At 68.4% G+C, this 18,381-nt stretch carries 19 protein-coding genes; 9 read left to right on the top strand and 10 right to left on the bottom strand.

All coding sequences use genetic code 11. The features are described from left to right. Positions 1–40: 40 nt before the first annotated feature. The 4 genes from PI990_RS18725 to PI990_RS18710 all read right to left on the bottom strand — a co-directional run bounded on the left by PI990_RS18725 (position 41) and on the right by PI990_RS18710 (position 3,965). Positions 41–1,150 (bottom strand): peptidase C39 family protein, encoded by a 1,110-nt coding sequence (locus PI990_RS18725; protein ID WP_271658074.1) that lies wholly within the window; start codon positions 1,148–1,150, stop codon positions 41–43. Positions 1,151–1,205: 55 nt separating this feature from the next. Continuing rightward, complete coding sequence (locus tag PI990_RS18720; RefSeq protein ID WP_021220067.1) at positions 1,206–1,352, bottom strand: hypothetical protein; 147 nt, start codon at positions 1,350–1,352, stop codon at positions 1,206–1,208. Positions 1,353–1,423: 71 nt separating this feature from the next. After that, entirely contained in the window at positions 1,424–2,371 is a 948-nt protein-coding gene (locus PI990_RS18715) for a magnesium transporter CorA family protein (RefSeq protein WP_271658073.1), read from the bottom strand. 13 nt (positions 2,372–2,384) lie between these two features. Beyond that, positions 2,385–3,965, bottom strand: coding sequence for a RimK family protein (locus tag PI990_RS18710; RefSeq protein WP_271658072.1), 1,581 nt, complete (start codon positions 3,963–3,965; stop codon positions 2,385–2,387). A gap of 411 nt (positions 3,966–4,376) precedes the next feature. Between PI990_RS18710 and PI990_RS18705 the strand changes: the two genes are divergently transcribed. The 4 genes from PI990_RS18705 to PI990_RS18690 all read left to right on the top strand — a co-directional run bounded on the left by PI990_RS18705 (position 4,377) and on the right by PI990_RS18690 (position 9,166). Further along, on the top strand, positions 4,377–5,915 hold the full coding sequence (locus tag PI990_RS18705) for a DUF1302 domain-containing protein (RefSeq protein ID WP_271658071.1): 1,539 nt from the start codon (positions 4,377–4,379) through the stop codon (positions 5,913–5,915). Positions 5,916–5,949: 34 nt separating this feature from the next. Then, entirely contained in the window at positions 5,950–7,332 is a 1,383-nt protein-coding gene (locus PI990_RS18700; RefSeq protein ID WP_271658070.1) for a DUF1329 domain-containing protein, read from the top strand. Positions 7,333–7,352: 20 nt separating this feature from the next. After that, positions 7,353–8,243, top strand: a complete 891-nt coding sequence (locus tag PI990_RS18695; RefSeq protein ID WP_271658069.1) for a tyrosine-protein phosphatase — start codon at positions 7,353–7,355, stop codon at positions 8,241–8,243. Between the two features lie 251 nt (positions 8,244–8,494). Beyond that, positions 8,495–9,166, top strand: a complete 672-nt coding sequence (locus PI990_RS18690; protein WP_271658068.1) for a DUF3313 domain-containing protein — start codon at positions 8,495–8,497, stop codon at positions 9,164–9,166. A 7-nt stretch (positions 9,167–9,173) separates the two neighbouring features. Here the strand turns inward: PI990_RS18690 and PI990_RS18685 are convergent, their stop codons facing one another. The 5 genes from PI990_RS18685 to PI990_RS18665 form a co-directional block, all read right to left on the bottom strand. Then, positions 9,174–9,692, bottom strand: a complete 519-nt coding sequence (locus PI990_RS18685) for a GNAT family N-acetyltransferase (RefSeq protein WP_271658067.1) — start codon at positions 9,690–9,692, stop codon at positions 9,174–9,176. After that, the gene (locus tag PI990_RS18680) at positions 9,689–10,042 is read right to left on the bottom strand and encodes a VOC family protein (RefSeq protein ID WP_184490152.1); all 354 of its coding nucleotides are present in this window, start codon (positions 10,040–10,042) and stop codon (positions 9,689–9,691) included. The genes PI990_RS18685 and PI990_RS18680 overlap by 4 nt, the downstream gene beginning before the upstream one ends. 65 nt (positions 10,043–10,107) lie before the next feature. Then, the gene (gene yddG, locus PI990_RS18675; RefSeq protein ID WP_271658066.1) at positions 10,108–10,977 is read right to left on the bottom strand and encodes an aromatic amino acid DMT transporter YddG; all 870 of its coding nucleotides are present in this window, start codon (positions 10,975–10,977) and stop codon (positions 10,108–10,110) included. Between the two features lie 83 nt (positions 10,978–11,060). Further along, complete coding sequence (locus tag PI990_RS18670; protein ID WP_271661326.1) at positions 11,061–11,480, bottom strand: NUDIX hydrolase; 420 nt, start codon at positions 11,478–11,480, stop codon at positions 11,061–11,063. 8 nt (positions 11,481–11,488) lie between these two features. Further along, positions 11,489–11,980, bottom strand: coding sequence for a GNAT family N-acetyltransferase (locus PI990_RS18665; RefSeq protein WP_271658065.1), 492 nt, complete (start codon positions 11,978–11,980; stop codon positions 11,489–11,491). A gap of 352 nt (positions 11,981–12,332) precedes the next feature. Between PI990_RS18665 and PI990_RS18660 the strand changes: the two genes are divergently transcribed. The 5 genes from PI990_RS18660 (at position 12,333) to PI990_RS18640 (ending at position 17,480) form a co-directional block, all read left to right on the top strand. Further along, the gene (locus tag PI990_RS18660; protein WP_271658064.1) at positions 12,333–13,244 is read left to right on the top strand and encodes a LysR family transcriptional regulator; all 912 of its coding nucleotides are present in this window, start codon (positions 12,333–12,335) and stop codon (positions 13,242–13,244) included. Beyond that, positions 13,241–14,131: a LysR family transcriptional regulator gene (locus PI990_RS18655; protein ID WP_271658063.1), complete on the top strand. Its 891-nt coding sequence runs from the start codon at positions 13,241–13,243 to the stop codon at positions 14,129–14,131. Before PI990_RS18660 ends, PI990_RS18655 begins: the two co-directional genes overlap by 4 nt. Before the next feature lie 393 nt (positions 14,132–14,524). Further along, positions 14,525–15,154 carry a glutathione S-transferase family protein gene (locus PI990_RS18650; protein ID WP_021220081.1) on the top strand — a complete coding sequence of 210 codons (630 nt, stop codon included), beginning with the start codon at positions 14,525–14,527 and terminating at the stop codon, positions 15,152–15,154. Positions 15,155–15,209: 55 nt separating this feature from the next. Next, entirely contained in the window at positions 15,210–17,270 is a 2,061-nt protein-coding gene (locus tag PI990_RS18645; RefSeq protein WP_271658062.1) for a pyridoxamine 5'-phosphate oxidase family protein, read from the top strand. Positions 17,271–17,282: 12 nt separating this feature from the next. Beyond that, positions 17,283–17,480 carry a hypothetical protein gene (locus PI990_RS18640; RefSeq protein ID WP_271658061.1) on the top strand — a complete coding sequence of 66 codons (198 nt, stop codon included), beginning with the start codon at positions 17,283–17,285 and terminating at the stop codon, positions 17,478–17,480. Positions 17,481–17,645: 165 nt separating this feature from the next. Here the strand turns inward: PI990_RS18640 and PI990_RS18635 are convergent, their stop codons facing one another. After that, positions 17,646–18,374, bottom strand: coding sequence for a GntR family transcriptional regulator (locus tag PI990_RS18635; protein WP_271658060.1), 729 nt, complete (start codon positions 18,372–18,374; stop codon positions 17,646–17,648). Between the last annotated feature and the right edge of the window lie 7 nt (positions 18,375–18,381).

Below are 18,381 nucleotides of genomic sequence, written 5' to 3'. Positions count from 1 at the left end.
AAGGTTCTTGAACGCTAGTCGGCGGATGGGCGTTCGTCCATCAAGGCAGGTTGCCAGCCTGGCTGTAGAGCACCACCGAGGCGCGCAGCTTGTTGCCGCCGAACAGGCGCATGCGCTGGAAGCGCGCGTGGCTCACCGGCATGTGCTGGCAGTCCAGCGCCTGGCGGTGGCGGCTGTGGTCGATGTCCGGGTCGTGGAGGTAGACGAAATCCTCGTCGCAGCCGGTGACCAGCACCCAGTGCGGGGCCTTGGTGCGGGTCAGCTGGTAACTGCTGATCAGCACCAGCGGCAGGCCGCCTTCGGCGAGTAGCGCCGGCAGGTCCTGGCGGCTGGCGGGCACCTGTTCCACGTCGCTGGCGCGCAGCTCGTCGCAGAAGGCCTCGTGCACCAGGCGCATCACTTCGCGCTTGCCTTCGCTGCGCACGCCGCTGAGGAACAGCGGGCCCGCCACGCTGACTTGCAGGCGCACGCGAAAGCCCCGGCGCCAGGCGGCCAGGGCCAACCCCTGGGGGCTGCAGCCGCCGTGCCCGGAGGTCATGAACACCGTGGTCGCCTCGCGCCACAGCTGCACTTCTTCGCGCCGCGACAGGGGCCGACCGGGTTGCAGGCCGGCCATGGCCATCATCAGGCAGGCCGGGCCGCAGGTGAATTCGGTGCTCTGCTGGTAGTAGGGCACCGCCCGCGCGGCTTCGAGCGGGCGCTGGACGATGCGCTTCTCGTAGCGCAGCGCCTGGGCGTGGTCCTGGTAGTAGTCGTCGACACAGGCGAAGCGGCGGTAGCCGGCCTGCTCGTAGAGGCCGATGGCGGCCGGGTTGTCCGGGCGTACCTCCAGGCGCAGGTAGGCGCAGTCGTGGTCGCGGGCGCGGCGTTCGGCCTCCGCCAGCAGCGCCTTGCCCAGGCCGTGGCCACGGGCCTGCGGGGCGATGGCGATGGAGTAGAGCCGCGCCAGCGAGGTGCCGCGGTGGAACAGCAGCAGCGCGTAGCCCATGACCCGGCCGGCGGCCTCGGCCACCGCCAGGCTGGCGTGGGCGCGGGCGATCATCCACTGGAAGCTGCGCGGCGACAGGCGATCGAGTTCGAAGCACTGGTTCTCCAGGTGGAGCAGGGCGTCGAGGTCGTCGGGGCGGGCATCGCGAAAGCTGAAATTCATGGCGCTTCCTGGCTCAGGCAGGGGGCCGGGCACGGTTGCGCCCGGCGCGAGGGGCTTAGCGGCGGGGTGTCCGTCGCGACGCCTTGTCGCGCGCCTGTCGCGCCAGGTCGCCGGGCTTCATGCGGCTGTCGACGTAGTTGATGGCGATGCTCAGGGCGACGATGGCGACGAGGACGCTGAGGGCGATGTGCAGGGGTTCCATGAGGCTTCCTTGGGGTGAGTGATGCCAGCGGGCGGGATGCCCGGCGGCGGTTGCGAGTGGGAGGGGGTGCGTCAGCTGGCCGGGGGCGATGCGCGGGCGGCCACCAGCCGGCGCAGGGCCAGCAGCATCACACCCGCCAGCACGGCGAGGGCGAGGACGAACAGCGGGTAGGAGAGCCACCAGGGGATGGCGGCGGTCATCATGCTGAACTCGGACATGCCGCCGATGCCGGCGATCAGGTTGAGCGGCAGGAACACCACGTTGATCAGGGTGAGCTTGCGCAGCATCTCGTTCATGGTGGTGTTCAGCAGGCTGCCGCGCGCCTCCATGAGGCCGGCCAGCACCGTGGAATAGATTTCCGCCTGCTTGATGCACTGGTCGTTCTCGATGATCAGGTCGTCGAGCAGCTCCAGGCTTGCCGGGGGGAAGCCCAGGCGCTCGCCCTGGCTGCGCAGGCGGGCCAGCACCGCGCCGTTGCCGTGGATGGCGTTGAGGTAATACACCAGGCTTTCGCTGAGGCCGAGCATCTGCAGCAGGTGGCGGTTGTGCTGGCTCTGGTTGAAGCGCTGCTGCAGTTCGCGGGCGACCAGCTTGATCACCTTGAGGTGGCCCTCGTAGTGGTGGATGTTGCCCAGCAGGATGGCCAGCAGCACATCCAGCGGCTGGTGCAGGTCGTGACGCCCGGCGAGGCCGCCGAGCAGCGAGTCGGCGTTGGAGATCAGCACCAACTGGCGTTCGTCCAGGAGCATGCCGAAGGAGGACACCTCGAAGGCGAAACGCTCGCCGCCAGAGTAGTTCTCCGGGCGCTTCCAGATGAGGAACAGCGAGCCGGCGCGGAATTCCACGCGGGCCACCTCGTCCGGGTCCAGGGCCGAGGCCAGGGCATGGGCGTCGAGGCCGAAGCGGCTGCGCAGCCACTCCAGCTCCTCGGCCTCGGGGGCGATGCACAGCTGCAGCGGCGCCGCGTCGTCCGTGCAGGGGCGCAGGGTGCCGTCGGTCAGCCTGTAGCTCTGGCGCATGGGCCGTGCTCCTTCAGTGGGCGCCGCCACGGCGCTTGAGTTCGAGGCGGCGGATGAAGTCCTCCAGCACCAGGCTATAGAGCTCATCGCGCAGGTGGGCGTCCTCGATGCCGGCGTCGAGGTTGGGGTTGTCGTTAACCTCGATGACCTTGACGCTGCCGTCCACCTCCTTGAGGTCGACGCCGTAGAGTCCGTCGCCGATCAGGTTGGCGGTCTGCAAGGCCAGCTCCACCACCGCCTTGGGCGCCTGTTCCACCGGCAGGGTGCGGCATTCGCCGATGACCTCGGCGCCCTGGGCCTTGTGGTTGACGATCTGCCAGTGGCCCTTGGACATGAAGTACTGGCAGGCGAAGATCGGCCGGCGGTTGAGGATGCCGATGCGCCAGTCGTATTCGGTGAAGAGGAACTCCTGGGCGAGCAGCAGCACCGAGTGCTCGAACAGCCCGGCGCTGGCCTCGCGCAACTGCTGCAGGTTCTCCACCTTGATCACCCCGCGGGAGAAGCAGCCGTCGGGGATCTTCAGCACCAGGGGGAAGCCCAGGCGCTCGCCGACCTTGTCCAGCTCCTGGGGGTTGTCGCGGTAGAGGATTTCGGTGGCCGGCATGCTCAGGCCGTGGCTGCGCAGCAGGTCGGTGAGGAACACCTTGTTGGTGCAACGCAGGATCGAGGCCGGGTCGTCCATCACGATCAGCCCCTCGCTCTCGGCCTTCTTGGCGAAGCGGTAGGTGTGGTCGTCGACGCTGGTGGTCTCGCGGATCAGCAGCGCGTCGTACTCGGCCAGGCGCGAATAGTCCTTCTTCTCGATCAGGTCCACTTCGATGCCCAGGCGCTTGCCAACCCGCACGAAGTTCTCCAGGGCCTTGGCATTGGAGGGCGGCAGGGGCTCGTCCGGGTTGTGCAGGATGGCCAGGTCGTAGCGTGCCACCCGGCGCGAGCGCGGCAGGCGCCAGACCTTGCGGTTGAAGCCGTCGAGGGCGCTGGCGAACTGGTCTTCCTGGGCCTCGCGCAGCTTGTGCAGCGAGCCCGGGCGCAGGCCGGCGATGCGCCAGGTGTCGCCCTTGCGTACGTCCACCAGGAGGATGGGGCAGGGGAAGGCCTCGAACAGCTGGCGGGCGATGTCCTGCAGCGGCTCGAAGTCGGTGCGGCCGAAGTACAGGCTGAGGGTGAAGCCTTCGGTGTTGGCCCAGGGGTGCTGGGCGAGGGCCTCTTCCAGGGACTTCTCCAGGTCGTCCAGGGCCAGGCCGTAGAGCGACTTGCGCGCCAGCTCGCTGATGGTGCGCACCGAGGGGATGACCTTGTGCCCGCGCGCCTCGGCCAGCAGCGAGCAGTAGTAGCCGTGGCCGAGGTACTTGTAGTGGCGGCACAGGTTGATGACCTGGACCTTCTTGTCGAGCTCGCCGCCTCGCGACTGCTCGAGGTACTCCCGCGCGGTGAGCATCTCCTCGCTGGGGATGTAGGAGGACCAGTCCTCCCGGCGCTCGACGATGATCAATACCTGGCCGCCGTCGCGGCGCTGCAGGAGGCCCTCGGCGAGGCCAACGGCCTGGAGTGGGTCGGGGGGAATGCTGCTGAGACTGGCTTGAACCGAAGACATCTTCACGGGCCCGCTTGAGAGGTGGTGCGCCTCAATTAAGCAGCAAGCCGGGGCCCTGTCTCGCGTCGTTACGCAGGCTTTACGGGGCGCTGGCGAACCTTACGCAATCGTTGCGCGGCGCTCGTCCGCCGGGCTCCGATGCGCCTCGCGCGGATGGGCGCTTCCTGCCGTGGAAATGGCCCGGGCCTGCGTACGACGGTGCCTTGCCCGCCTGGCCCGGGGACGCGCGCCGATCACCCCGCGCCGCTCTGCGCCGTGACGTTCGGCCGCGCCCGGTGCCTGGCGCGCCAGGGACCGTCATGGGTGCGCCTAGTCCCAACGGACTATGGCCGGCCCTGTGTCTGGTTTCGATAGTGGCCTCCCCCATGACTGAGCCCGGCGGCATCTCGCCAACCGGGTTGGAGGCCAAGAATGACAACAACAGCGTGCTTCACCCTTCCGGCCCTGGCCGGCCTACTGCTGGCCAGCACCACTGCCCCTGCGGCGCTCTACGAGCCCAGTGACGATGTGAAGATCCAGGCCAGCCACGTGATCTCCTACGGGCTGGCCTGGCGTACGGAGAAGCCGGCCCACGCCTTGGGTGGCAACAACAACGCCAACGGCAACGACGGCAACAACGCGTTCAAGCGCGGCAGCCTGATCAGCCACCGCCTGGGCATCGTCAGCGACGCCGACATCAGCTACCGCAGGGACTTCGGCCTGTTCATCCGTGGCAGCGCCTACTACGACGACGTCTACCACCGTGGCAACGACAACCGCACGGGCACCTCCAACTGCTTCGCCGCCGGGCAGTGCTCGCGCCCCGACCGCTTCTCCTCGCAGACCCGCGACGCCCATGGCGGTGGTTTTGAGATGCTCGACAGCTACCTCTACGGCACCTGGCACATCGACGGACGACCGCTCAACCTGCGCCTCGGGCGGCAGGTGGTCTACTGGGGCGAAAGCGTCTACAACGGCAACGGTGTCGCCTCGGCCATGAGTCCCTTCGATGCCACCAAGTCCAACGTGCCGGGTGTCGAGGTCAAGGAGCGCACCCTGCCGGTGGGCCAGCTGTTCGCCTCCTTCGGCCTCACCGAAACGCTCGACCTGCAGGCCTACTACCAGTACGAGTGGAAGAAGACCCGACTCAGTGCGGTCGGCAACTATTTCTCCACCACCGACCTCATCGACAAGGGCGGCTTCAGCAACTCCACCGGGAAGCTGCAGCGCCTGCGTGATGACGAGCCCGGCGACAGCGGCCAGTTCGGCCTGGCCCTGCGCTACGTCGCCGAGCGCTTGAACAACACCGAGTTCGGCGTCTACCGCCTGCGCTATCACGCCAAGACGCCGGTGGTGGACAACCTGAGCAGGCGCGGCACCTACCGTGCCCGCTACTTCGACGACATCGACCTCTACGGCGCGAGCTTCGCGACGGTGGTGGTGGACACCAACGTCAATGGCGAGATCAGCGTGCAGAACCACCTGCCGCTGGCGGTAAACATCGGCGGCGCCCGACACACCGCGCGGGGCCGCACCGGCCAGGCGCTGCTGTCGGTGACCCACGGCTTCGGCCACACGCCGTTCGCCGACAACTTCACCCTCAACGGCGAGGTCGGCTACAACCGCGTGCTCGACAACGACAGCGCGCACCTGGCCGGGCGCGCCGCCAGCGACGAGCTGTGGAACGACCGCTCTGCATGGGGCTACACCCTCAGGGCCAACGCGCGCTACATCGAGGTCCTGCCCGGCTGGGACCTGTCCATTCCGGTTTCCTTCAACCAGGGCGTGAACGGCAAGTCCTCCCTGGGCAGCTACAGCCGGGGCCGCAACCGCCTGTCCGTCGGCACGACCTGGGAATACCTCGGCAACCTGTCGCTGGAGGCGAGCTACAACGCCTACCTCGGCACCCCGGCCGACAACGCCCAGACCGACCGTGACCACATCGCCCTCAGCGCCAAGTACAGCTTCTGACCACCTTCGACCCCATACGACAGGAGGACCTTCCATGTCCCGCCAATCCGATTTGCGTCACCTTCTCCTCGCCGCCGCCATCGGCCTCAGCCCCTTGACCGAGGCCGCTCTCAGTGAGGCCGAGCTCGCCCGTCTCGACCAGGACCTCACGCCCATGGGCGCGGAGCGAGCCGGCAATGCCGATGGCAGCATCCCGGCCTGGAGCGGGCGCTGGCGCGGTGCGCCGGAGCATGTCGACTTCGCCGGCAGTGGCTCGCTCCAGCCCGATCCCTATGCCTCCGAGCGCCCCCTGTTCCGCATCACGGCCGTGAACGTCGGGCAGTACCAGGAGCGCTTGAGCGATGGCCAGGTGGCGCTGTTCAAGCGTTATCCGCAGAGCTACTGGATGGACGTCTACCCGAGCCATCGCGACTTCCGTGCCAGCGAGAACATCGAGCGCCACCTCCGTGAGAATGGCCGTACAGCAAAGCTGACCGAGGACGGCCATGGCGTCACCGGCGCCTTCGGCGGATCGCCTTTCCCGATACCACGCAGCGGTAACGAGCTGATCCTCAACCACTCCCTCCAGGGGCGCGGTCCCGGCGAGGAGGGGATCTATACGCTGGTGGTGACCCTGGCCAACGGCAAGCGGGCACGCCAGGTGCAACATCACCAGACGTTCAACGTGTGGACCAACCCCGATAACCCCCGCGTGGAGGTCGAGGCTCCCATCCTCAGCCACTTCATGTACAAGACCCTGGAGCCGACCCGCGAGTTGGGCAAGATCACCTTCGGCCACGGCTTCGTCGATCCCCTCGCCAATGCGCAGCAAAGCTGGCAGTACGACCCTGGCAGCCGGCGCGTCAGACGGGCCCCCAACGTCGGTTATGACAACCCCTCCAGCGGCGCCAGCGGCAGCCTGCGGGTCAACGACGACAGCCGCATGTTCAACGGTGCGCCGGATCGCTACGAGTGGACACTGCTCGGCAAGAAGGAGCTGTTCATCCCCTATCACAACTACCGCATCAACGACCCGGCCTTGAGCCTGGCGGCCCTCACCGAGACCCCGGGCCACCCCAATCCTGCCGCCTTGCGCTATGAGCTGCACCGGGTGTGGGTGCTGGAGGCCCGGCTCAAGACCGGCAAGCGGCACGTCTACGCCAAGCGCCGCTTCTACATCGACGAGGACACCTGGGGGGCCGTGCTCGCCGACAGCTACGACGCGCGCGACTACCTGTGGCGCACCAACCTGCAGACCACCTTCTACGCCTACGACACCCGGAGCTACCAAGCCGGGCCGTCGGTCTACCACGACCTCATCTCCGGTGCCTACCTGGTGGATCGGCTGACCAACGAGCACGCACCGATACGCCTCTCCGAGCTTGCCCACGATGCCAGTGACTTCACCCCTGCCGCCGTGCGCAAGCGCGCCAAGTGACCCACCGAGGAACAATGGAAATGACCCGAATCTGCCTGGTTCTCAGCGTCGTGCTGTTCTGTGGCCCGGCCAGCGCCGCCGGCCTTCCGCTGGCCCGTGACCTGCCCGTCGCCGAGCGGGAGGCGCAGCGCCTCTTCGCCTTGCCCAGCGTCCCAAACCTGCGGGACCTGGGCGGCTATCGCACCGCAGATGGACGCACGGTGAAGTGGGGCCTGCTCTACCGCGCCGGCACCCTCGACGCGCTCGACGAGGTCGACCAGCGCGAGCTGCAGCGCCTGCAATTGCGTCGCCTGGTCGACCTGCGCAGCCGCGAAGAGATCGACGACGCCCCCGATCGCCTGTCGCCGGAGCTGGCTGCGCTGCGGGTGGAGATGCCGGTGCGTGCGGGCAATATAGACGTGCGCGAGCTGAGCCGACGCATCAACAGCGGGGATATCGGCGACCTCCGGCTGGAGGACTTCCTGGTGATCGCCAACAGGAGCTTCGTCCGCGAGCACCGTCAGGTCTTCCGCGACTGGCTCCATGGCCTGCTCGACGAGCAGGGCACGCCCGTCCTCTATCACTGCACGGCCGGCAAGGACCGCACGGGCTTCGCCTCCGCCGTCCTGCTGCTGGCGCTCGGCGTGCCGGAAGACACGGTGATGGAGGACTACCTGGCCTCCAACCCATACCTGGAGGACAGGAACCGGCGCATCGGCGAGCGGGTCCGGCAGGCCTCCGGCGGGCGTACCGATCCCGCCATCCTGCAGCCTCTGCTGGAGGTCCGGCATGAATACCTGCAAGCGGCACTGCAGGCGATGCGCGAGGACTACGGGACGGTGGAGGGGTTCCTCAGGGACGGGCTCGGTATCGACGACGACCTGCGCGCGCGGTTGCGTGAGCGCTTCCTCGAGCCGCTGGCCTCGCGTTAGAAGACCGGGGCCGCCAGGGTTGCTGGAGAGGCGTTTCGCTCGATCCTCCTTGGCAGTTGGCGGGAGTCTGCTAGCGTCAATCCGGCATCCACCGTTTCGATCACGTTCGCGCTCGGGTGCGGGGGCAAGGCGCCGGGGGTCGACTTCTCACATCCGTGCGAGACCTTCGGTGGTGTGCCCGTGGGGCGATGACGTGAGGGCGTCGCCGACGCTTCCAGCCTTCCCAAACTTGCTCGGACAAGGAGTCTTCGATGAAACATGCATTGGCGTTGGGCGTGGCGCTGGCGCTGTCCACCGCGCTGGTCGGCTGCTCGAGTACGGTGACCCAGCCGGATGAGTATTCCGGGTTCCTCTCCAGTTACGACAGCCTGCAGAAGGCGACCACGCCTTCCGGCGCGGAGGTGATGCGCTGGATCGATCCGAAGGTGGACATCGGCCGCTACACCGCCGTCTACGTCGAACCCACCCAGTTCTACCCGCGCCCCCAGGCCACCGAGAAGATCCCGCAGAGCACCCTCGACGGCATCACCCGCTACTACGACATGGCGCTCAAGCGCGAAATCAGCAACAGCCTGTCGCTGGCCACCAAGCCCGGGCCCGGCGTCATCGTCGTGCGTGCGGCGATCACCGGGGTGAGCAGCAAGACCGAGGGACTCAAGCCCTATGAGGTCGTTCCCGTGGCACTGCTGGCGGCGGCGGTGAGCACCGCCAGCGGCATCCGCGACCAGGAGACCGAGCTGGCCACCGAGGCGCAGTTCCTCGATGGCGGCAGCAACAAGGTGATCGCCCAGGTGGTGCGCAAGGGCACCGGGCGGCCGCTGGAGAACAGCGACCAGGTGATGAAGCCGGGCGACGTCACGGGCGTGATCGACGGCTGGGCCAAGGACATGAACCAGAGCTACCAGAAGCTCAAGGCGAAGTAGCGCGCCCTCAGCCCGCCCTGGCGGGCAGCTCCAGCTCCATGGCCTGGGCCAGCAGCGCGGAGCCTTCGCGCAGCGGCTCCGGCTCGCCGACGGGGCGGAAGCCCTGGGCGCGGTACAGGCCCATGGCCGGGCTCTCGGCCAGGGTGACGCCGAGGTGCACGCGGTGCACCCCCAGGCCTTGCGCCCAGGCCAGGGCATCGGCCAGCAGCGCGCGGCCGGCACCGAGGCCACGGCGTGCCGGGTCGACCCACATCTGGTAGAGGTCGGCCACGGTGGGCTCGCTGGCCGAGCGGCGGCACCAGAGCAACCCACAGGCAGCGTTCTCGTCGAGCGCGAACAGCACCCTGTCATTGCCGGAGGCAATCGCGTTGGCGATCCGGCTGGCCCAGGCGTCGTCCGACCGCGTGTGTTCCGCCGCGAAGGTGCTGCCGAAGGCCTCCGGCGAGTCGCGCAGGGCCCGCAGGCGCAGGTCGCGGTAGGTCGGCCATTCGCCGGCCTCTATCGGGCGTATGCGCAGCGCCGTCATTCGGCGGTCCACACCGCCAGCTCGTAGCCGTCCGGGTCGATGAAGTGGAAGCGACGCCCGCCGGGGAAGGCGAAGGTTTCACGGCTGATGGTGGCACCAACGGCCTGCAGGCGGCTCTGGGTCTGTGCCAGGTCGTCGGCGTAGAGGATCACCAGCGGGCCACCCGGGCGCACCGGCTCACCCGTGGTGAAGCCGCCAGTGAGGCGGCCGTCGGTGAACTCGCTGTAGGTGGGGCCGTAGTCGGTGAAGGTCCAGCCGAAGGCCGCGCCATAGAAGGCCTTGCTGCGGGCGATGTCGGTGACGTTGAACTCGATGTTGTCGATCTGGCGGTCGTTCCCTCGGGTGCTCATTGGCGGCTTCCTTGACGTGTGTGGAGGGCCATCTTAGAGCCCTCCGCCCGCGATCGGAAGCGCGATCAGCGTTGGTCTTTGCGCTCCCGGGTGGCGTGCCAGCAGATCAGTGAGCCGGCGGTGACCAGCACCGCACCCTGCCAGAACTGCAGCGTCAGGCTGGCGCCGAGCCAGGCCGCGGCGAAGGCCGAGGAGAGCACCGGGGCGAAGTAGGAGGCGGTGGCCAGCAGGGTGAGGTTGCCGCGCAGGATGCCGATGTTCCACAACGCGTAGCCGCCGGCCATGGCGATGCCGGCGGCGAATAGTTCGGCGCCGCCACGCAGGGTGAACTCAGGCAGTGCCTGGCCGGCGAAGGCGAACTTCAGCCAGAGCACGGCCGCCGTGAGGATGAAGAAGAACGCCACGTGGTTCTCGCCCCGGGCATAGCGCCGGGTGACGTTGCAGTAGAGCGCGAAGGTGATGGCGCAGGCCGCCGCCAGGCTGTAGCTCAGCGGGTTGGATTGCACGTTGGCGATAAGGCTCGGTAGCGACAGCCCATCGGTGCTCACCACCCAGAGGATGCCGAACAGCGCGATGGCGGTGCCGGGCAGGATCAGCCAGCGCGCCGGCTGACGGTTCATGACGATGGCCAGCAGCACCGTGAGGCTCGGCCACAGGTAGTTGACCACGCCGAGCTGGATGGCCTGGTTGCTGTCGAGGGCGTAGCCCAGGGCCAGGGACAGGCAGATCTCGTAGGTGACGAACAGCGTCGTGCCGGTGACCAGGTAAAAGCGCGAGCTGGACCGCAGGCGCGGCCGGCCCAGCAGGGCGATGAGCAGGACGGCGCCGAGGCTGTAGATCAGCGCCGCACCGCCGATGGGGCCGAAGAAGCCGCTCACGCTGCGGATCAGCCCGGAGGCGGTGCTCCACAGGAGGATGGCCGCCAGTCCACACACCGTCGCACTTCGCCCACTGCTGATCCGCATCGTTCACCCACAGGAAAAAGGCGGTGATTCTACAGGCCCGAGCGGCTCAGGGGTCAGTTTGCGGCCGCTTCCGCCAGCCGCTGCCGGATGACAGCCAGGGCGTCGCGGAAGATCGGGTGCCATTCCTCGTTGGGGAGTTCGTCCAGCGGGTGCCAGAAGAAGCGGAACACATGGCCGCCATCGTCGGCCGTGTGGTGGCTCCAGGCATCCGCCAGGTCCGCGGCCACCCGGCAGAGGTGGAAGGCCCAGGTGTGCCCGGTGGTGCTGGCTTGCCAGGTGCCCAGGTCGAGGATCACCTCGCCCTGGATGCCGGCCTCTTCGGCCAACTCGCGAACGGCCGCCGCCGCGCTGCCTTCCCCGGGCTCGACGCTGCCCTTGACCAGCTGCCGGCCCGCCATGGGGTGGAGGAAGGCGAGTACCTCCAGCCTGTCGCGCTGGCGCAGCACCACGGGGCAGGCCTTGTCGACCTTGATGCGGGCGATCACAGGGTCATGACCATCTCGTGCCACGCCATGCCGCCATGGTCGGACGGGGAGGGCCGCACATAGGCGTAGCCCATGCGCCGGTACAGCTCGACGTGGCGCTCCTTGCACATCAGGTGGATGGTCGCCTTGCCCATCTCGCGCATGCGCTGCACGAAGGTGCGCATCAGCAGCGTGGAAAAGCCCTTGCCCTGCTGCGCCGGGTCGACCACTACCGACATGATCACCACGTTTGGCGCGGCGGCGTCATGGCCCACCAGCTCCTTGAAGGCCTCGTCGGACATCACCACCTCCTGGGCGCAACCGCTGTTGATGAAACCCACCACCTCGCCGTCCTGCTCCAGGATCAGGAAGCCTTCCGGGTACTGGGCGATGCGCGTCTCGATCTTCTCGCGGGTGGCGGCCTCGTCGCCTTCATAGGCGGAAATCTCGATCTGGTAGCAGCGGTCGGTGTCGGAGAGGGTGGCGTTGCGGAAACTGGGCGTGCTCATGGAAGGCCTCGATGCAAGTGCGGCGCGGCATGGTAAAGCAGGCGCCGGAGCCTGGACAGGTGTGGGGTTCGGCCTCGCTGCGAGCGCCCCCGGTGGGAGCGGCTTCAGCCGCGAAGGACCCGCAGCCGGCACAAGGCTGCGCGTGGTCGGGTATTCCATCGCGAATGAATTCGCTCCCACGAGGTGGGCGGCGGTGTGGGCTGCAAGATCCTTTGGTGGATGAAAAGAGCGCCATCCACCCTACACAACGGCCGGCGTCGTGGTGTGGGTTGCACTGTCTCTCGTCTTCGACGGGGGCCGGGCGCTAAGCTGTGGTCCTCTCGAAAATGGGGCGTGATGCCGGGCGGTGAGGGTGGACAGGTTCCAGGAAATGAAGGTGCTGCTGGCGGTGACCGAGGCGGAGAGCTTCGCCGGCGGCGCCAAGCTGATGGGCATGTCGCCACCCGGCGTGACCCGCGCCATCGCGGCGTTGGAGGCGCGCCTGGGCACCTTGCTGCTGGCCCGCAGCACACGCAGCCTGCGCCTGACCGAGGCCGGGCGGCGCTACGTGGAGGACTGCCGACGCATCCTGCTGGAACTGGAAGAGGCCGAGGAGCTGGCCGCCGGCAGCCATGTGCGCCCGCGCGGGCGGCTGACGGTGACGGCGCCGGTGATGTTCGGCGAGCTGTACCTCATCCCGCTGATCGCCGAGTACCTGGACGCCTACCCGGAAGTGGAGATCAACGCGCTGCTGGTGGACCGCGTGGTGAACATGGTGGAGGAGGGCGTGGATGTGGCGGTGCGCATCGGCCACCTGCGCGAGGGCGAGCACGGGGCGCTGCAGGTGGGGCAGATACGCCCGGTGGTGTGCGCGGCACCCGGCTACCTCGACAAGGTGGGGCGGCCGCGCCGACCGCAAGAGCTGCAGGACGCGCCCATCGTCATGTCCTCCGCCAGCGGGCTGTTGCGCCACTGGCAGTTCGAGGGGCCCGACGGGCCCTTCGGCTTCACGCCCACGCCGCGCCTGCTGGTCAGCTCCAACCAGGCGGCGATCAACGCCGCGCGCCTGGGCTGGGGCTATACCCGGGTGCTGTCCTACCAGGTGGCGGGCGCCGTGGCCCGGGGTGAGCTGGAAACCGTGCTGGATGCCTTCGAGACCGCGGCGTTGCCGGTGCACATCATCCAGCAGGGCGGGCGCCGGGAGTCGGCCAAGGTGCGCACCTTCATCGACCATTGCGTGACGCGCCTGCGGGCCGACAGCGCCCTGCGCGCGGCCGGGCGATGAGTAAACACCGCGAGATGCAGGTGTTCCTGGCCGTGGCCCAGGCCGGCAGCCTGGCGGCGGCGGCGCGGGCGCTGGAACTGTCCCAGGCTACGGTGATGCGCACCGTCGCCGCGCTGGAGGCGCGCATTGGCTCGGCCCTGCTGTTACGCAGCCCCCGTGGCGTGAGCCCGAGCCCGGCCGGCGAGCGCTTCGCCGAAAGCTGCCGGCGCATCCTCGAACAGCTCGGCGAGGCGGAGCGTTCCGTGGCCGGGTTGCACGCGCAACCCGTGGGGCAACTGACCCTGGCCATGCCGCTGCTCATGGCGCACCAGGTGTTCACCCCCATCGCACTCGATTACCTCAATGCCTTCCCCGAGCTCTCGCTGAACATCCAGGCGTGCGAGGCCCTGCCCAGGTTGCTGGAGGAGGGCGTGGACGTGGCCCTGGTGGTCGGCCAGTTGCCGGATTCCTCCGGCTTCGCGGTGCCGGTGGGGCGGGTGCGACCGGTGGTGTGCGCGGCCCCGGCCTACCTGGCGCGCCGGGGGCGCCCGCAAAGCCCCGAGGCGTTGCAGGAGCACCGCACCATCGCGACCTCGTCCACCGGCCATGCGGGGGATTGGCGCTTTGCCGGCGGCGCGGTGAAGGTCGTGCCCCGCTTGATCTGCAGCACCCCCCAGGCGGCCATCCGCGCCGCCGTTGCCGGCTTCGGCCTGGTCCACTGCCTGAGTTACGAGGTGCACCAGGAGCTGCACGACGGCCAGTTGCAACGGCTGCTGGAACCCTTCGCCGCCGAGCCCGTACCGGTGCAACTCTTCTACCGCGAAGGACGCCGCGCCGCCGCCCGGGTGCGCAGCTTCCTCGACTTCGCCGTGCCACGGCTGCTCGCGCACCCTGCGTTCGAGGGCTGAGCCGGGTTGCACCCGACCTACAAGGGCACGGTGCCGTAGGTTGGTGCCGAGCGCAGCGAGGCCCAACACAGCGATGCATAGCCCCGCAGGTACCCCTCTGTGGGCTTTAGCCGCGAAAGGCCCCCAGCCGGCACAGGGCTGCGCATGGACGGGTATTCCATCGCGAATGAATTCGCTCCCACGATGGTGCTGCTGGGCGAATGAATTCGCCCCTACAGAAGGCCGCTGCACGGGCATGACCGCCTCATCCCGTTATTTCAGAAACTGAAAGAGTGGATTGCCTTTGATGGTGATTCTGCTCGGCGGTGCGTGGGCTCAACATGGCTCCATCGTCGTGAACGCCCAGCCGGGCGGTTCACGGTGAACCACCCGAACCCATAAGGAGTCACCGCCATGTCCCGTCCCGCCATCAAGCTGTACCGCCACCCGCTGTCCGGCCACGCCCACCGTGTGGAGCTGATGCTCTCGCTGCTGCAGCTGCCCACCGAGCTGGTTTTCGTCGACCTGGCCAACGGCGCCCACAAGCAGGCCGACTTCCTGGCCATCAACCCCTTCGGCCAGGTGCCGGTGATCGATGACGCCGGCACCCTGGTCAACGACTCCAACGCCATCCTCGTCTACCTGGCTAAGCGCTACGGCGAAGGCCGCTGGCTGGCCGAAGACGCCGTCGGCGCCGCCCAGGTGCAGCGCTGGTTGTCGGTGGCCGCCGGCCAGGTGGCCTATGGCCCGGCCGCAGCGCGCCTGATCACCGTGTTCGGTGCGGCGTTCAACGCCGATGAAGTGATCAACCGTGCCCACGTGCTGCTCACGGTGATGGAAGGCGAGCTGGGCTCGACGGCGTTCCTGACCGGCACCGAGCCCTCCATCGCCGACGTGGCCAACTACAGTTACATCGCCCATGCGCCGGAGGGCAACGTGTCGCTGGAGGCCTACCCGAATGTGCGTGCCTGGTTGGCCCGCATCGAAGCGCTGCCGGGCTTCGTGCCCATGCAACGCACCGCCGCCGGCCTGCAGGCCGCCTGAGCCGACCCGAGGCTGCCGGCCCGCCCGGCAGCCCTTTTCACAAGGAGGGCAAACCATGGAACCGATTCCCAGCCAGCGCCCCTCGCCCTGGCATGCCGGTGAAAAGCAGCTGCAGGAAACGGTCGGCGTGGCCGAGCGGATGGAAGCCCACGGGCAGAAGGTCATCCGCGACTACATGCCCGACCAGCACCGCGCCTTTTTCCATCAATTGCCCTTCCTGATCGCCGGTGCGGTGGATGGCGAAGGCCGCCCCTGGGCAACCCTGGTCGAAGGCCCGGAAGGCTTCGTCACCTCGCCCGACCCCAAACACCTGGTGTTCGACCTGGCCACGCGCCCGCTGGACCCACTGGACCCGGCCACCCCCGGCCTCGGTGCCGGCGCCGCCCTCGGCCTGCTCGGCATCGAACTGCACACGCGGCGGCGCAACCGCCTCAATGGTTCGATCGGCCAGGCTTCGGCGCAGCAACTGGAGGTGCAGGTCGAGCATTCCTTCGGCAACTGCCCGCAGTACATCCAGCTGCGTGAATGGAGCAGTTCCCCCGAGCCCCGTGGCACGGTCCGCCAGGACGCCAGCGAGCTGGACGAGCGCGCCCGGGCGATGATCCTCGCTGCCGACACCTTCTTCGTTGCCAGCTACGTCGACCACGAGGACGGTGACCGCGCCGTGGACGTTTCCCACCGTGGCGGGCGCCCCGGTTTCGTACGGGTGGAAGGCAACCGCCTGACCATCCCGGACTACGCCGGCAACCTGCATTTCAATACCTTGGGCAACCTGATCAGCAACCCGCGCGCCGGCCTGCTGTTCGTCGATTTCGAGCAGGGCAATGTGCTGCAGGTGCAGGGCCGTGCCGAGGTGATTCTCGACAGCCCGCTGATCGCCGCGTTCGAAGGGGCCGAACGCATCTGGACCCTGGATATCGAGCAGGTGGTGTTCCGCCCCGGCGCGATGTCGCTGCGTTGGGCCTTCGACGAATACGCCCCCACCAGCCTGATGACCGGCACCTGGGCCGAAGCGGAAGAGCGCCTGCGTGAGGGCGAACGGCGGCGCCAATGGCAGCAGTGGCGGGTGCTCAGCCAGCAGCAGGAGAGCGCCGATATCCGCTCCCTGGTCCTGGCCCCGGAAGACGAGGGCGAGGTGAACTTCACCCCCGGCCAGCACATTCCCCTGCGCCTGCTCACCGCTGACGGTGAAGCCCTGGTGCGCACCTACAGCGTCTCCAGCGCGCCGAGCGACGGTTACCTGCGCATCAGCGTCAAGGCGCAGGGCAAGGGCTCGCGGCACCTGCACGAACAGGTGCAGGTCGGTGATGTGCTGGAGGCGCGCCCGCCCCTGGGCAGCTTCACCCTGAAGACCGACAGCCAGCGCCCGGTGGTGCTGATCGGTGCGGGGGTGGGCATCACCCCGATGGTTTCCATGGCCCGTGAGCTGGTGGCGCTCAACGAGCGGCAGGCGCAGGGTCGGCGTATCCACCTGTTCCAGGGCGCCCGGACGCTGCACGACCTGCCGTTCCAGGCCGAGCTGCAGGCCCTGGTGCAGCGCGGCAATGGCTTGCTGAAGCTGACCCGCGCCCTGAGTGCCCCCGAGGCCGAAGCACAGTCGGGGCGCGATTTCGAGCTGAGCGGCCGGCTGGGCCTGGCGCAGATCCAGGCCGCCCTGTCCTTCGATGACTACGACTTCTACCTGTGTGGCCCGGGTGGGTTCATCCAGGCCCTCTACGACGGTTTGCGCGGGCTGAATGTCGCCGACGGCCGCATCCATGCCGAAGCCTTCGGCCCCTCGGCCCTGCAGCGGCACAGCGAGGCCCAGGCCGCGGTACCGTCCCAGCCGCCGGCGGCGACCACGGCGGTGCCGGTGTACTTCACCGCCTCGGCCAAGGAAGCGCGCTGGACGCCCGAGAGCGGCAGCCTGCTGGAGCTGGCCGAGAGCCGTGGGCTGACGCCCGAGTTCAGTTGCCGGGGCGGTTCCTGCGGCACCTGCAAGACGCGCCGGGTCAGTGGCCTGGTGCATTACCCCAACCCGCCGGCGGAGTTGCCGGAGGCGGACATGGTGCTGATCTGCTGCGCCGTACCGGCCGAGGGCGAGGATGGCCCGCAGCCCCTTGTGCTCGATCTCTGACGAGGTGATGACATGTTCGACAAACCGCAAGCCAATGCCCGCCCCGTCGCGCTCCTGCAGTGGAACGACGCCCCGGACCTACCCACCCGCGACGCTTCAGGTGTGCAGCGCTGGGCGGAGTCGGAGGCCGGTTACCTGCTGCCGCAGCTGCTGTTCCCCATGGAGTGCGTGGCGCCGGCCCAGCCGTTGAACCCCGCGCCTTTCATCTGAGCGTGGTCATGAGTCATCTGAGAACTCGGCAGGATGAGCGCGTGCCGTAGGGTGTGCCGTGCGCACCTCCGCTCGGTGCCTCCGGCGAATTCCAGGTGCGCGCAGCACACCCTACGTCCGGAGTGAGCGGCGGCTGCACGTTCCAGGCACCTGGATGTGTGCGCCTCAATCCACCCCGTCCCTGTCGCCAGTCCGCTGCCGGGCGCAGTGGAGCCTGTGCAGGGTGATCTTGCGCACCTCCGCCTTGCTCACTTCGATGTGCTCGCGCAGCAGCTGGCAGGCCGGCTCGGCGTGCCGTTGCAGGATGGCTTCGAGGATGCGCCCGTGCTCGTCGTAGGTGGCGGCGATGCGTGGCTGCTGAGTGAAATCCAAGCGCCGGATGATGCGGATCTTCTCGGTGATCTCGCGGTGCGTGCGGGCCATTTCGCGGTTGCCGGCGGCCGCCACCAGGGCGCAGTGGAAGGCTTCGTCCAGCTCCGATACCGCGCGCCCATCCGTTAGCCGCTGATGCGCTTCCACCCGCCAGGTGCGGGTCAGTTCGTCCAGGCGCTGCGGCAGCTCGGCGCCCATCTCGCACAGGCGCCGGACCGCCGCCATTTCCAGCACGATGCGCAGGTCGTAGAGCTCCTCGAAATGCTCGAAGTCGAAGGGCCGGACCTGCCAGCCGCTGCGGAAGTGCACCTCCAGGTAGCCCTCGCGTTCCAGCCGGTGCAGGGCCTGCCGCACCGGGGTGCGACTGACCGCCGTGCGCGCGGCGACGTCGCCTTCGCTGAAGCGATCACCGGGCAGCAGGCGGAACTCGAAGATATCGTCCTTCAACACCTGGTAGATGCGCTCGACCAGGTTGTCGGGCCGCTCCTTGGCGGCCCGGGTGGCGGTGGTGGCGAGTTGCATGGTGGCG

Source organism: Pseudomonas sp. TUM22785 (genome assembly GCF_028198105.1).
Taxonomy (GTDB): Bacteria; Pseudomonadota; Gammaproteobacteria; order Pseudomonadales; family Pseudomonadaceae; genus Metapseudomonas; species Metapseudomonas solani.
This window is presented reverse-complemented; position numbering and strand designations above follow the sequence as displayed.

Excerpts from the sequence above, each read along its gene's own strand:
- PI990_RS18655 (WP_271658063.1), top strand. The coding sequence starts at position 13,241 with ATGAGTAAACACCGCGAGATGCAGGTGTTCCTGGCCGTGGCCCAGGCC.
- PI990_RS18665 (WP_271658065.1), bottom strand. The coding sequence starts at position 11,980 with ATGAGCACGCCCAGTTTCCGCAACGCCACCCTCTCCGACACCGACCGC.
- PI990_RS18700 (WP_271658070.1), top strand. The coding sequence starts at position 5,950 with ATGTCCCGCCAATCCGATTTGCGTCACCTTCTCCTCGCCGCCGCCATC.
- PI990_RS18650 (WP_021220081.1), top strand. The coding sequence starts at position 14,525 with ATGTCCCGTCCCGCCATCAAGCTGTACCGCCACCCGCTGTCCGGCCAC.
- PI990_RS18695 (WP_271658069.1), top strand. The coding sequence starts at position 7,353 with ATGACCCGAATCTGCCTGGTTCTCAGCGTCGTGCTGTTCTGTGGCCCG.
- PI990_RS18710 (WP_271658072.1), bottom strand. The coding sequence starts at position 3,965 with ATGTCTTCGGTTCAAGCCAGTCTCAGCAGCATTCCCCCCGACCCACTC.
- PI990_RS18685 (WP_271658067.1), bottom strand. The coding sequence starts at position 9,692 with ATGACGGCGCTGCGCATACGCCCGATAGAGGCCGGCGAATGGCCGACC.
- PI990_RS18715 (WP_271658073.1), bottom strand. The coding sequence starts at position 2,371 with ATGCGCCAGAGCTACAGGCTGACCGACGGCACCCTGCGCCCCTGCACG.
- PI990_RS18680 (WP_184490152.1), bottom strand. The coding sequence starts at position 10,042 with ATGAGCACCCGAGGGAACGACCGCCAGATCGACAACATCGAGTTCAAC.
- PI990_RS18635 (WP_271658060.1), bottom strand. The coding sequence starts at position 18,374 with ATGCAACTCGCCACCACCGCCACCCGGGCCGCCAAGGAGCGGCCCGAC.
- PI990_RS18640 (WP_271658061.1), top strand. The coding sequence starts at position 17,283 with ATGTTCGACAAACCGCAAGCCAATGCCCGCCCCGTCGCGCTCCTGCAG.
- PI990_RS18725 (WP_271658074.1), bottom strand. The coding sequence starts at position 1,150 with ATGAATTTCAGCTTTCGCGATGCCCGCCCCGACGACCTCGACGCCCTG.
- PI990_RS18705 (WP_271658071.1), top strand. The coding sequence starts at position 4,377 with ATGACAACAACAGCGTGCTTCACCCTTCCGGCCCTGGCCGGCCTACTG.
- PI990_RS18690 (WP_271658068.1), top strand. The coding sequence starts at position 8,495 with ATGAAACATGCATTGGCGTTGGGCGTGGCGCTGGCGCTGTCCACCGCG.
- PI990_RS18645 (WP_271658062.1), top strand. The coding sequence starts at position 15,210 with ATGGAACCGATTCCCAGCCAGCGCCCCTCGCCCTGGCATGCCGGTGAA.
- PI990_RS18720 (WP_021220067.1), bottom strand. The coding sequence starts at position 1,352 with ATGGAACCCCTGCACATCGCCCTCAGCGTCCTCGTCGCCATCGTCGCC.